10 protein-coding genes are annotated in these 13,064 nt (G+C 72.7%); 3 read left to right on the forward strand and 7 right to left on the reverse strand.

Features of this window, described 5'->3' with window-relative positions:
* A partial coding sequence (locus AOK00_RS28585; protein ID WP_055603138.1) for a hypothetical protein occupies positions 1–998 on the forward strand: 998 nt, incomplete at its 5' end.
* A gap of 99 nt (positions 999–1,097) precedes the next feature.
* Here the strand turns inward: AOK00_RS28585 and pyk are convergent.
* The 3 genes from pyk to pta form a co-directional block, all read right to left on the reverse strand.
* Complete coding sequence (pyk, locus tag AOK00_RS28590) at positions 1,098–2,528, reverse strand: pyruvate kinase (protein WP_055603139.1); 1,431 nt, start codon at positions 2,526–2,528, stop codon at positions 1,098–1,100.
* A 74-nt stretch (positions 2,529–2,602) separates the two neighbouring features.
* Entirely contained in the window at positions 2,603–3,886 is a 1,284-nt protein-coding gene (locus AOK00_RS28595; RefSeq protein ID WP_055603140.1) for an acetate kinase, read from the reverse strand.
* Positions 3,883–6,006 carry a phosphate acetyltransferase gene (gene pta, locus AOK00_RS28600; RefSeq protein ID WP_055603141.1) on the reverse strand — a complete coding sequence of 708 codons (2,124 nt, stop codon included), beginning with the start codon at positions 6,004–6,006 and terminating at the stop codon, positions 3,883–3,885. The genes AOK00_RS28595 and pta overlap by 4 nt, the downstream gene beginning before the upstream one ends.
* Before the next feature lie 345 nt (positions 6,007–6,351).
* On the opposite strand from pta, the gene AOK00_RS28605 reads away from it, so the two are divergent.
* Positions 6,352–7,377 (forward strand): ATP-dependent 6-phosphofructokinase, encoded by a 1,026-nt coding sequence (locus AOK00_RS28605; RefSeq protein ID WP_030321192.1) that lies wholly within the window; start codon positions 6,352–6,354, stop codon positions 7,375–7,377.
* A gap of 415 nt (positions 7,378–7,792) precedes the next feature.
* On the forward strand, positions 7,793–8,920 hold the full coding sequence (locus AOK00_RS28610; protein ID WP_055603142.1) for a helix-turn-helix domain-containing protein: 1,128 nt from the start codon (positions 7,793–7,795) through the stop codon (positions 8,918–8,920).
* Between the two features lie 59 nt (positions 8,921–8,979).
* On the opposite strand, the gene AOK00_RS28615 is transcribed toward AOK00_RS28610, so the two are convergent.
* The 4 genes from AOK00_RS28615 to AOK00_RS28630 form a co-directional block, all read right to left on the reverse strand.
* Positions 8,980–10,611: a serine/threonine-protein kinase gene (locus AOK00_RS28615; RefSeq protein ID WP_055603143.1), complete on the reverse strand. Its 1,632-nt coding sequence runs from the start codon at positions 10,609–10,611 to the stop codon at positions 8,980–8,982.
* A gap of 134 nt (positions 10,612–10,745) precedes the next feature.
* Positions 10,746–11,486, reverse strand: a complete 741-nt coding sequence (locus AOK00_RS28620) for a tyrosine-protein phosphatase (protein WP_055603144.1) — start codon at positions 11,484–11,486, stop codon at positions 10,746–10,748.
* A 139-nt stretch (positions 11,487–11,625) separates the two neighbouring features.
* Complete coding sequence (locus tag AOK00_RS28625) at positions 11,626–12,237, reverse strand: helix-turn-helix domain-containing protein (protein ID WP_055603145.1); 612 nt, start codon at positions 12,235–12,237, stop codon at positions 11,626–11,628.
* A gap of 177 nt (positions 12,238–12,414) precedes the next feature.
* A partial coding sequence (locus AOK00_RS28630; protein WP_055603146.1) for a response regulator occupies positions 12,415–13,064 on the reverse strand: 650 nt, incomplete at its 5' end.

The raw sequence follows: 13,064 nt of genomic DNA on the forward strand, positions 1-13,064 counted from the left end.
CCACCCCCACCGCTACCGCGACCCCCACCGGCCCGACGCCGACCGCGACGGAGACCGGGCAGGCGGGCACGGAGCAGACGCTGGGACAGGCGAAGACCACCGCCTCCCCGACGGCGACGCCGACACCGACGGCCACACCCACGCCGACGAAGTCGAAGAACCCGCTCGACCCGCTGGGCGTCGGTGACGCGCTCAAGGACCTGTTCGACGGCCCGGACCCGAAGCCGACGGAAACGCCCACCACGGCGGCCCCGACGACCCAGGCACCCGCCCCGAGCGCCTCCGCGACGTCCCCCGCCGACACGCCGGACACCGACGAGCCGGCCGCGACCACTCCGCCGAAGTCGACCGCCGCTCCGAAGGCGACCGCCGACCCGGGCGCCGAGACGGCGAAGAGGCAGATCGAGAAGGCCGCCGCCCAGGCCGGCGCGAAGGTCCAGGAGCTGCCGGAGAGCGCCAAGGGCCTGGAGGCCAAGAAGGACGAGTCCATACCCGACGGCGCCAAGCCCCGGTTCCCGTGCCCCGAGCCGGACCCCGAGGCGCTCGCGGCGGCCGACCTGGAGCCGGGGATCCCGCTGCTCCCGGACGAGCCGTGGCGACTGGAGAGCTCGCTGCTCACCCTGAAGGGCCTCAAGTACCACGGCATCGTCGAGGTCAAGACGGGCAGCGGCAAGCTCAAGAAGGTCCTGAAGTTCACCGCGACCGGTATCGACATCAAGGACCTCCACCAGCTGACGGTCCACTCCGAGGGCCGCACGGGCCACGTCCGCTCCGACAAGGGCTCGACGTCGACCATCACCAACGGCACGGTGACCATGTACACGGAGGAGCTGAAGGGCAACCTCTTCGGCATCATCCCGATCACCTTCAGCCCGGAGAGCCCGCCCCCGCTGGACGTCCCCTTCGCCTTCTTCACCCAGGTGAAGCTCAAGCAGGCGGGACAGTTCGGCGGCACCCTCAAGGTCCCGGGCCTCCGCAACACGGTCGAGCCCGACTGACCCCCGTACCCCGGGATCCGTACGACACCAGCCGTACGACAGCAGCCGTACGAAGAAGCCCCCGTTCCGCGCCGAGCGGACGGGGGCTTCGTCGTGACGTCAGGCGCGCTCGCCGCCACCGAGGTGGTGGACGCGGACCATGTTCGTCGTGCCGGGTACGCCGGGGGGCGAGCCGGCGGTGATGATCATGGTGTCGCCGGCGTTGTAGCGCTGGAGCTTCAGGAGTTCGGCGTCCACCAGGTCGACCATCGCGTCCGTGTTGTCCACGTGCGGGACGACGAAGGACTCGACGCCCCAGCTCAGGGTGAGCTGGTTGCGCGTGTTCTCGTCCGTCGTGAAGGCGAGGATCGGCTGCTGGACGCGGTAGCGCGAGAGGCGGCGGGCCGTGTCGCCGGACTGGGTGAAGGCGATCAGGGCCTTGCCGCCCAGGAAGTCGGCGATCTCGCAGGCCGCGCGGGCGACGGAACCGCCCTGGGTGCGCGGCTTCTTGCCCGGGACCAGGGGCTGGAGGCCCTTGGAGAGCAGCTCCTCCTCGGCCGCGGCGACGATCTTCGACATCGTCTTCACGGTCTCGATCGGGTAGGCGCCGACCGAGGACTCGGCCGACAGCATGACCGCGTCCGCGCCGTCCAGGATCGCGTTGGCGACGTCGCTCGCCTCGGCGCGGGTCGGACGGGAGTTGGTGATCATCGACTCCATCATCTGGGTCGCGACGATGACCGGCTTGGCGTTGCGGCGGCACATCTCCACGAGGCGCTTCTGCACCATCGGGACCTTTTCGAGCGGGTACTCGACGGCGAGGTCGCCACGGGCCACCATGACCGCGTCGAAGGCCGCGACGACGGCCTCCATGTTCTCGACGGCCTGCGGCTTCTCCACCTTGGCGATGACGGGGACCCGGCGGCCCTCCTCGTCCATCACCTTGTGGACGTCCTTGACGTCGTCGGCGTCACGGACGAAGGAGAGCGCGACCATGTCGCAGCCCATGCGGAGCGCGAAACGGAGGTCGTCGACGTCCTTCTCCGACAGGGCGGGGACGTTGACCGCCGCGCCGGGCAGGTTGATGCCCTTGTGGTCGGAGATGACACCGCCCTCGACGACGATGGTCTTGACCCGGGGGCCCTCGACCTCGACGACCCGCAGTTCGACGTTGCCGTCGTTGATCAGGATCTGGTCGCCCTTGGAGACATCGCCGGGCAGGCCCTTGTAGGTGGTGCCGCAGATGGACTTGTCACCGGGGACGTCGTCGGTGGTGATGGTGAACTCGTCACCGCGCACCAGCTCGACCGGGCCCTCGGCGAAGGTCTCGAGACGGATCTTGGGGCCCTGGAGGTCGGCGAGCACGCCGACGGCGCGACCGGTGTCCGCGGAGACCTGCCGGACGCGGTCGTACCGCTCCTGGTGTTCCGCCTGGGATCCGTGGCTGAAGTTGAATCGGGCCACGTTCATACCGGCCTCGATGAGAGCCTTCAGCTGCTCATACGAGTCGACGGCGGGGCCCAGTGTGCAGACGATTTTGGAACGGCGCATGAGGCGGATCCTATCGGTTTGTTTCACTGCGGAATATTCCGACTGGCGGAAAGTACAAATGGGCGCGGGGTCGCTCAGGCGTTCACTTCTCCGAGGGTTTCTCCGGGGGTTTCTCCGGGCCTTTCCGCGGGTGTTTCCCCGCCCACCAGAGCGAAGGCCTGGCGCGCGATCTCCAGCTCCTCGTCCGTCGGCACCACGGCGACCGCCACCCGCGCGTAGTCCGGCGAGATCAGCCGTGCCTCGTCCGACCGCACCGCGTTGAGGTCCGCGTCCACCGCGAGCCCCAGCTCCTCCAGGCCCGTGATCGCGGCCTCCCGCACCGGGGCGGCGTTCTCCCCGACCCCCGCCGTGAACGCCACCGCGTCCACCCGGCCCAGCACCGCGTAGTACGCCCCGATGTACTTCTTCAGCCGGTGGACGTAGATGTCGAAGGCGAGCGCCGCACGCTCGTCGCCCTCGTCGATCCGGCGGCGGATCTCCCGCATGTCGTTGTCGCCGCAGAGCCCCACCAGGCCGGACTTCTTGTTCAGCAGGACGTCGATGTCGTCGGCCGACATGCCCGCCACCCGCTTGAGGTGGAAGGTGACCGCCGGGTCGATGTCGCCCGAGCGGGTGCCCATGACCAGGCCCTCCAGCGGCGTCAGGCCCATCGAGGTGTCCACGCACCGGCCGCCCCTCACCGCGGAGGCGGACGCGCCGTTGCCCAGGTGCAGCACGATCACGTTCACCTCCCCCGGTTCCTTGCCGAGCAGCCGTGCCGTCTCCCGCGACACGTACGCGTGCGAGGTGCCGTGGAACCCGTACCGCCGGATCCGGTACGCGTCGGCCGTCTCCACGTCGATCGCGTACCGCGCCGCCGACTCCGGCATCGTCGTGTGGAAGGCCGTGTCGAAGACCGCGACCTGCGGGAGGTCGGGGCGGAGCGCCGTCGCCGTACGGATGCCCGTCAGGTTCGCCGGGTTGTGCAGCGGTGCCACCGGCACGAGCCGCTCGATCTCCGCCAGCACCTCGTCGTCGATGACCGTCGGCTCGGTGAACCGCAGCCCGCCGTGCACCACCCGGTGGCCGATCGCCGCCAGTTCGGGGGAGTCGAGCCCCAGCCCGTCCGCCGCCAGCTCCTCCGCGACCGCCTTCAGCGCGGCCGCGTGGTCGGCGATCGGGCCGTTCTTCTCGCGCTTCTCGCCCCCACCGCCCTGGAGCGGGGTGTGCACGAGCCGCGAGGTCTCCTCGCCGATCCGCTCCACGAGCCCCTGGGCGAGCCGGCTGTCGTCGCGCATGTCGAGCAGCTGGTACTTCACCGACGACGAGCCGGAGTTGAGGACCAGCACACGGCTGGGAACGGGGGTGGGGGCGGTCATGCGGGGAACTCCTGACCCTGGGCGGGGACCTGGGACTGGATCGCCGTGATGGCGACCGTGTTGACGATGTCGCTGACGAGCGCGCCGCGCGAGAGGTCGTTCACCGGCTTGCGCAGACCCTGGAGCACCGGGCCGACGGCCACGGCGCCGGCCGAGCGCTGCACGGCCTTGTAGGTGTTGTTGCCGGTGTTCAGGTCCGGGAAGATCAGCACGGTCGCCTGCCCCGCCACCTCCGAGCCCGGCAGCTTCGTCGCCGCGACCGAGGGCTCGACGGCGGCGTCGTACTGGATGGGCCCCTCGATCCGCAGCTCCGGGTGCCGCTCGCGGACCAGCTTCGTCGCCTCCCGCACCTTGTCGACGTCGGCGCCGGAGCCCGACGTGCCGGTCGAGTACGACAGCATCGCTATCCGCGGCTCGACGCCGAAGCGGGCCGCCGTGGCCGCCGACTGGACGGCGATGTCCGCGAGCTGCTCGGCGTTCGGGTCCGGGTTGACCGCGCAGTCGCCGTACACGAGGACCTTGTCGGCGAGGCACATGAAGAAGACCGACGAGACGATCGACGCTCCCCCGGAGGCTTCGCCCTGGGAGGGGCCCCCGGGCTTGGTCTTGATGATCTCGAAGGCGGGGCGGATCGTCGCCGCCGTGGAGTGCACCGAACCGGAGACCATGCCGTCGGCCAGACCCTCCTGCACCATCAGCGTGCCGAAGTAGTTGACGTCCGAGACCACGTCGTACGCCAGCTCCACGGTGACGCCCTTGTGTGCCCGCAGCGCCGCGTACTTCTCGGCGAACGAGTCCCGCAGCTCCGAGGTCGCCGGGTCGATCAGCTGCGTGCCGGCGAGCGCGATGCCCAGATCGGCGGCCTTCTTGCGGATGACCTCGACGTCGCCGAGCAGCGTCAGGTCGCACACGTCACGGCGCAGCAGCACGTCGGCGGCGCGCAGCACCCGCTCCTCGGTGCCCTCCGGGAGCACCACCCGGCGCCGCTCGGCGCGCGCCTGCTCGATGAGCTCGTGCTCGAACATCATCGGGGTGACCCGGCCGCTGCGGGCCACCGAGACCCGCTTGAGGAGGTCGGCCGTGTCCACGTGCCGCTCGAACAGGCCGAGCGCCGTCTCCGCCTTGCGCGGGGTGGCCGCGTTCAGCTTGCCCTCCAGGGCGAAGAGTTCGGCGGCGGTCGGGAAGCTGTTGCCCGGTACGGAGATGACCGGGGTGCCCGGCGCGAGACGGGCCGCCAGGGTCAGGATCTCGTCGCTGGGCCGCTCGTTCAGGGTGAGCAGCACCCCGGCGATCGGCGGGGTGCCGGCCGAGTGCGCGGCCAGCGCCCCGACGACCAGGTCGGCCCGGTCCCCGGGGGTGACGACCAGACAGCCCGGGGTCAGCGCGTTGAGGAAGTTCGGCAGCATCGCGCCGCCGAAGACGAAGTCCAGCGCGTCGCGCGCGAGACCCGCGTCGTCGCCGAGGACCACGGAGGCGCCGAGCGCGTGCTTGATCTGGGCGACGGTGGGCGCGGCGAGCGCCGGCTCGTCCGGCAGGACGTAGCAGGGCACGGGCAGCCGGGCCGTGAGCCGCTCGGCGATGGCCTCCCGGTCCTCGCCCGCCACCCGGTTGACGATCATCGCGAGCACGTCGCAGCCGAGTCCGTCGTACGCCCGGAAGGCGTTGCGCGCCTCGGACCGTACGGACTCCGCCGACTGGCCCTTGCCGCCGACGACGGGGATGACGGAGGCGCCGAACTCGTTGGCGAGCCGCGCGTTGAGCGCCAGCTCGTCGGGGAGCTGGGTGGCGGCGAAGTCGGTGCCGAGGACGAGGACGACCTCGTAGGCGCGGGCGACCGCGTGGAAGCGGTCGACCAGTTGCGACACCAGCTCGTCGGTGCCCCGCTCGGCCTGCAGCGCGGAGGCCTCGTGGTAGTCCATGCCGTAGACCGTCGAGGGGTCCTGCGAGAGCCGGTAGCGGGTGCGCAGCAGGTCGAAGAGCCGGTCGGGACCGTCGTGCACCAGCGGCCGGAACACCCCCACCCGGTCCACCTGGCGGGTGAGGAGCTCCATGACTCCCAGCTCGACGACCTGGCGGCCGTCACCGCGGTCGATCCCGGTCACGTACACGCTGCGCGTCACGCCGTGGTCTCCTGTCCAGTCCTGCGGAAGACGGGACTCACGGAGCCGGGGCGAGCGGTGCCCTCGCGGCACGCTCGCGGCCCGTACGCCGGTCGACGCCGTCGTCCCTCGCGTCAACCGACTGTGCTCAGAAAGCCCCGATAGGGCGGCATTACCCCCTTGACAATACCCCCGCCGCTGGTTAGGTCGCCCGCCGGACAAAGGGCCCGGGACATCAGGACGAAAGGCCTCCGGGAGCGCCCCGGGAGGGACGCGCGGAGCGGCCACGAGCGCACCCCTCGCGCCGGGCGTGTGAGAATCGCTCTGGCTCACAACGGAACGCGACCGAGCAGGAGACACAGCACGATGCGCATCGGAGTCCTCACCGCAGGCGGAGACTGCCCCGGCCTGAACGCAGTGATCCGGTCGGTCGTGCACCGGGCGCTGACCGGCCACGACGACGAGGTCATCGGCTTCGAGGACGGCTTCAAGGGCCTCCTCGACGGCCACTACCGACCCCTCGACCTCAACGCCGTCAGCGGCATCCTGGCCCGCGGCGGCACGATCCTCGGCTCCGCCCGCCTGGAGCGGAACCGGCTGGCCGAGGCCGCCGAATCCGCCCCCGACCTGGCCCGCGAGTACGGCATCGACGTCCTCATCCCGATCGGCGGCGAAGGCACCCTCACCGCCGCCCGGATGCTCTCCGACGCCGGCATGCCCGTCGTCGGCGTCCCGAAGACGATCGACAACGACATCTCGTCCACGGACCGCACCTTCGGCTTCGACACCGCCGTCGGCGTCGCCACCGAGGCGATGGACCGCCTCAAGACCACCGCCGAATCCCACCAGCGGGTGATGGTCGTCGAGGTGATGGGCCGCCACGCCGGCTGGATCGCCCTGGAGTCCGGCATGGCCGGTGGCGCGCACGGCATCTGCCTCCCCGAGCGGCCCTTCGAGGTCGACGACCTGGTCAAGATGGTCGAGGAGCGCTTCGCCCGCGGCAAGAAGTTCGCCGTCATCTGCGTCGCCGAAGGAGCCCATCCGGTCGAGGGCTCGATGGAGTACAAGAAGGGCGAGATCGACCAGTTCGGTCACGAGCGCTTCCAGGGCATCGGCAACCAGCTCGCCGTCGAGCTGGAGCGGCGCCTCGGCAAGGAGGCCCGCCCGGTCATCCTCGGCCACGTCCAGCGCGGCGGCACGCCGACCGCGTACGACCGGGTGCTCGCGACCCGCTTCGGCTGGCACGCGGTGGAGGCCGCGCACCGCGGCGAGTTCGGCAGGATGACGGCGCTGCGGGGCACGGGCGTCGAGATGGTGCCGCTGGCCGAGGCGGTCACCCGCCTCAAGACGGTCCCGGAGGACCGCATCCGCGAGGCGGAGTCCGTCTTCTAGAGCGCCCGCCGACAGGTGCGTCCGGCCGGCCCGCGTCCGCGGGATCCGGCCCTCACGGGCCCGCCTTACGGCCCTGCCCCTGCGGGCCGTCCTGCGGTCCTGCCTCTGCGGACCCGCCTCTGCGGACCGTCCTGCGGCCCTGCCTCTGCGGACCTGTCCCCAAGGCCCTGTCGTCGGGACCACCGTCCCGACCCGTCCCGGATTCCCGTCGGGACCCGGACACACCCGAGTGGCCCCGACCGTCCCCCCGTGGACGGTCGGAGCCACTCCGCTGTGCTCGGCATCACCCCTGGAAATGCCGGGTTCCACTCTTGAGCCGGAGCGTGCGATCAACAAGGCTTGAGGCTTGTCCCGGACATGTCCCAACCCCTGTCCGGCATGGTTCGGTGGGTTCGGTCGAAGGGAAGAGGCACGGATGACACCGGGGCGGCACACCCCTGACCCACGGGAGGCACGCACCCCGGCCGAGTTCCTCGCGCGCCTCCAGGCCCTCAAGGACTGGTCGGGCCTGACGTACCGCGAGCTCTCGGCCCGGGCGGAGGCACGCGGGGACGTCCTGCCCCGGTCCACCGTGGCGAACATGCTGGCCCGCGCGACCCTGCCCCGCGAGGAACTGCTGACCGCCTTCGTCCGCGCCTGCGGGGTGACGCCGGCCGAGCTGGAGAAGTGGCGGACGGTACGGACGCAGCTGGCGGGACGGGGAGCGTACGGGGCTGCCGAGGCGGACGCGAACGCGGAGACGGACGCGGCTGGGGATACGGCTCGGGACGCGGGCACGGGTGCGCATGCGCCTCCCGGCCCCGGGGCGGGGAGGCCGGTGGCGCCCGATACGCCCGGGACGGTCGGTCCGCCGCCCACCTGGCCCGGGCCCGAGGCCGCGGCCGAGTCGTCGCAGGGCGGTGCGTCCGGCACCCCGTCCGGGACTCGTCCCGATCCCTCGTCCCGCATACGGCGCGGGCTCGTCGCCACCGTCGCCCTCGCCGGGCTCGTCCTCGCCGGGGTCAGCGTCGTCGCCCTCCTCCGCGACGGCGGCACCGGCCCCGGGGGTCAGCCGCCCCGTACCCCCACCGCCGTGGCCCCCGCCGTGGGAGACGTACGCATCCGGGTGACCGGCACCGACTTCTGCCTCGCCGAGCGGCGCGGCACCCGTACCGGACAGGTCCATCAAGTGCCGTGCGCCGAGTCGGACTTCCCGCTCTACTCCCTCGCCACGGTGGGCACCGGCCGGTGGAGGATCGTCTCCGACCACCCCGACTTCGGCCCCGGCTGCTCCGGCATACCCTCCGGCGGCCGGATACCCGACTCCGCGTACGAGGACTCCGAGTGCGGGGACCCCAGCCGGGTCGAGGCCTTCGCCCTGGAGCCGCACGGCGCCCCCGGCGGTCCGGTCCGCGGCTACCGGATCGTTCCGGTCGGCTCCGCGACGCCCGGTACCTGTGTCACCGTCGTCGGCGACCGCGAGGCAGCCTGGGCACGGCTGGCCCAGGCGCCCTGTACTCCGGACGCGGCCGGACAGCTCTTCTCCTTCGACCGGCGTGACTGAGCGGGAACGGGGGAACGGGGGAGCGTGGAGCGGGTAAGGAGCCAGTGGCTTCAGGGGCTTCAGGGGCTCAGGACCGGGACGTCGAGAGCCTTTCTGGCGATGCTCACGGCCTCCGGCCGGCAGTTCGTCCCGGGCTCGCCCTTGACCTTGAGCGTCACCGAGACGCGCAGGGTGAGATTGCTGTCGCGCAGGCGCAGGACGCAGTCTCCCTCGCCCGGCGCGGGGACCGCCCAGTACGCCTCGTCGCCGATGTCCGGGTTCATGGTGCCACCGTCCGACTGCGCGGCGTGCTCGGTCTTCTGACGGTCCGTCGCCTCGCCCAGGGTTCCTGTGGGGGTCTTGAGGTTCCACCAGACCTCGGCGCTCTCGGCCTTCGCTCCGTCGGACTTCCCGGTGGTCCAGGAGCAGCGGATCTCCGGGCCGTCGGCTCGGGCGACGGAGAAGTCCCGCTCGGGGTTCCGCTCGTACGAGGGCAGTGCGAGGTTCACGTCCTGGCAGGCGGGCAGCGAGCGGTACTTGTCCGTGTCCGGGTCCTCCCGCAGCAGGAAGTACCCGCCGACGCCCGTCCCCGCCACGACGAGCAGCCCCGCGGCGACGAGCGCGACGGTTCTCGCGCGCCGCCGCCGCGGCGGCTCCTGAGGAGCGGGACCGTACGAGGGCGCGGCGGCGGGCGCGGGGATCCGCGCGGGCGCCGTGACCGTCGGCTGGGCGGTCGGGTACGGGGCCGGCCGGGCGGGCGTCACGGGTACGTCCGGGCGGGGCCCGACGACGACCGTCGGGGTCGGGGCCGGCCCCTCGCCCAGCAACGCGCCGATCCGGGCCTGCTGGTCGGCCACCAGGGCGTGCACCGCCGGGGGCCAGACGCGGGCGGCGGGCGGGACCGGGCCGAGGAGCCCGATCAGCCGGGCCGGCGTGGGCCGGGCGGCCGGGTCCTTGGCGAGGCACTCCTCGACGATCCCGCGCAGCCCCGTCGGCACCCCGCTCAGGTCGGGGACGCCCTGCACCACGTTGGCGAGCGTCTGGAAGGTCGAGGAGCCGGCGAACGGGGACGCCCCCGTCAGCGCGAGGACGAGGACGGCGCCGAGCGAGAACACATCGCTCGCGGGGGTGAGTTCCCGGCTCTCCGCCTGCTCGGGTGACATGAACGGGGGCGAGCCGATGACCCAGCCGGTCTGTGTCAGCTGCGTCGGCTCGGCGGCGCCCGGGTCCGCGGCCCGCGCGATGCCGAAGTCGATGACCCGGACCCCGTCCTCCGCGAGCAGGACGTTCTCGGGCTTGAGGTCGCGGTGGATCAGCCCCACCCGGTGGATCTCGGTCAGTGCCGTCGCCAGGCCCAGGGCGAGCCGGCGTACGGCGGCCTCGGGCAGCGGACCGGTCTCCCGCACCGCCGCGCCCAGCGAGGGCCCGGTCACGAACACCGAGGCGAGCCAGGGGAGGGCGGCGTCCGCGTCGGCGTCCATCACGGCCGCCGTGTAGGCGCCGGAGACCCTGCGGGAGGCGGCGACCTCGCGGCGGAAGCGGGCCCGGAAGTCGTCGTCGGACGCGAACCGGGCGTGCACCTGCTTGACGGCGGCGAGCCGGCCGTCGTGGGCCGCGCCCAGGAGCACGCGGCCCATGCCGCCGTGGCCGAGCTCGGCGAGCAGCCGGTACGGACCGACCTCGGTCGGCTCGGAGTCGTCGAGCGGTTTCATCCCAGGCCCCCCACGGCACAAGCCCCCATGGCGCCGCAGCGCCGTCCGTCCGCCGAGATCCTACTGATCCCGGCGGCCCGGGAAGGGACGCCGTCGGTACGGAACGGCCCCCGGCCCCCGTGGAGGACGTGCGGTCAGGGCGTCTCGACCAGACGGTCCCTGAGCGCCGTCACCACCGCCGGGTCGAGCCCGACGTGGCCCGTGACGTACGCGTCCACGGAGCCGTACCGCGCGCGCAGGTCCGCGAGGAAGAGCCGGATGATGTCGGCGGGCGCCCGGCCGTAGCCCGGCCAGCGCGGTTCGCGGCCGGGGTGGGAGGCCCGCCAGTCGGCGATCAGCCGCTCCGTGGCCAGCTCGGTGAGCGCGAAGTCCGCGAGGATCTCCTCGTCCGGAACGCCCAGGAGGGCGAGGAGGACGGCGGCGAGCAGGCCCGTACGGTCCTTCCCGGACGCGCAGTGGAAGACGAGGGGGCCGTCGGCGGAGGCGATGACCTCCAGCGCCGTTCGGAGTTCCACCGCGCCGTCCTCGGCGACCTCGGCGAACCGGTCGGCGAGGTAGCGCCAGGGGTCGAGGTCCGGGTCGATCTCCGCCTGGTCGTAGGGCCGGTGCTCGATGGAGAGGTTGTGCCAGGAGACGCCCTCGGTCTCCGGGAGGCGGCCCTTGGCGGCGATCTCCCACGGGTAGCGCAGGTCGATCACCGTGGTCACGTCGAGCGCGCGGAAGCGCTCCAGATCGGTGGGGTCGGCTTCCGCGAGCTTGGCGAGGGAGTCGGAGCGGTAGAGGGTCTCCCACCGCACGGTCCCGCCGTCGGCGGTCCGGTAGCCGCCCAGGTCACGGAAGTTGTGGAGTCGTTCGAAGGGTATGTGTCGTCTCACGGCGCCAAGGTAAGGGCCGGGGTGCGGAATTCAGGGCTCCGGCAGCCCGTAGGGAGCTTGCCGGGACCGACCGGCAGCCGACCGGCAGCCGAGCGGGAGTCGGGAGTCGGGAGTCGACCGGGATCCGGCCAGGCGCCGGCTAGGCGCCGACGGCGGCCCAGAAGTGCCCGGTGATGTCGTCGAGATAGGCGCGGCCCTCGTCGCCGGTGCCGGCCGAGGCGCCCCAGCTGCTGGTCGCCGCCATTCGGGCGTGGTACTCGGTGTGCAGTCGCTGCAGCGCGTACTCCAGGGTCTGCCGGGGAAGCGGCAGCATCTTCACGGCCGGTTTCACGTACGCCTGCCAGCGATGGGTGGTGGTGGCGTCCCGCAGCAGCTCCGCGAGGCGCTCGTCGCCGCCGGTGGCGGTGATCAGGGCGCGCGGGCCCAGACCGAGGACCTCGGCGAGGGCGGCCGTCTGGCGTTCGGTGCCGCGCCAGCGGCCCTCGTCCTCCATGCGCTGGTACGCGTGGGGCGCGACGCCGACCCGCCGGGCCAGCTCCTCGGGGGCGAGACCGCGCGCCATCCGGTGCTCGCGGAGGGTGGAGGCGGCGGCGATGAGCTCGGCGGGGGCACACCACAGGACGCCCGCGAGGGCGGTGAGCTCCTGCTCGTTCGGGAGGGCGCGGCCGCGTTCCCACGCGACGACGGCGTCGGGCGTGACGAAGAGGCCGTACTGCGCGCGCAGGCCGTACGCGACGTGACCGGGGGTCATGCCGAGACCCTCACGGAGGCGCCGCGCGGCCAGGGCGTTGAAGGGTGGGGAGGGTTGGTGCACCTGGTCAACGTAGGTGCGGAGGGTGACGGCGGGCTACGGTGCGTTCCCCCAACGTGCGAAGTCGTAGGAACATGGGAACCGATCAGTAACCGCGGGTGGCGGGGGGGAAGACGATCAGTGACCGCGGGCGGGCCCGTCGAGCCAGCGGTACTGGAGTTCCGGCCGTCCGATCTGACCGTACTGCGGGGCGCGCACCGCCCGGCCCTCGGTCACCAGGTGCTCAAGATAGCGGCGCGCGGTGATCCGGGAGATCCCGACGGCCGCACCGGCCTCGGCGGCGGTGAGCCCGGCCGGGGTGGACCGGAGCGTCCGGGTGACGGACTCCAGGGTGGGCGCGCTCAGGCCCTTGGGCAGGGTGGTGGGGTGCGGGGCCCGGAGGGTGGCGAGCGCCCGGTCGACTTCGTCCTGCCCGGACGCCTCGCCCGCGGTCGCCCGGAACTCGGCGTACCGGGCGAGCCGGTCCCGCAGGGTCGCGAAGGCGAAGGGCTTGAGGACGTACTGGACGACGCCGAGCGAGACGCCCTCGCGGACGATGGCCAGGTCGCGGGCGGAGGTCACGGCGATGACGTCCGCGGAGTGCCCGGCGGCGCGCAGCGCGCGCAACAGCTGGAGGCCGTGGCCGTCCGGCAGGTAGAGGTCGAGCAGGATCAGGTCGACGGGTGTCCGTTCGAGCAGGCGCACGGCGGCGGCCCGGGAGTGGGCGACGCCGACGACGGTGAACCCGTCGACGCGCCCGGTGTAGAGGGCATGGGCGTCGGCGGCGA

Source organism: Streptomyces aureus, assembly GCF_001418135.1.
Lineage (GTDB): Bacteria > Actinomycetota > Actinomycetes > Streptomycetales > Streptomycetaceae > Streptomyces > Streptomyces aureus_A.

Coding starts and splice junctions, on each gene's coding strand:
- pyk (WP_055603139.1), bottom strand. CDS start 2,528: ATGCGCCGTTCCAAAATCGTCTGCACACTGGGCCCCGCCGTCGACTCG.
- AOK00_RS28595 (WP_055603140.1), bottom strand. CDS start 3,886: ATGACCGCCCCCACCCCCGTTCCCAGCCGTGTGCTGGTCCTCAACTCC.
- AOK00_RS28605 (WP_030321192.1), top strand. CDS start 6,352: ATGCGCATCGGAGTCCTCACCGCAGGCGGAGACTGCCCCGGCCTGAAC.
- AOK00_RS28610 (WP_055603142.1), top strand. CDS start 7,793: ATGACACCGGGGCGGCACACCCCTGACCCACGGGAGGCACGCACCCCG.
- AOK00_RS28615 (WP_055603143.1), bottom strand. CDS start 10,611: ATGAAACCGCTCGACGACTCCGAGCCGACCGAGGTCGGTCCGTACCGG.
- AOK00_RS28625 (WP_055603145.1), bottom strand. CDS start 12,237: ATGACCCCCGGTCACGTCGCGTACGGCCTGCGCGCGCAGTACGGCCTC.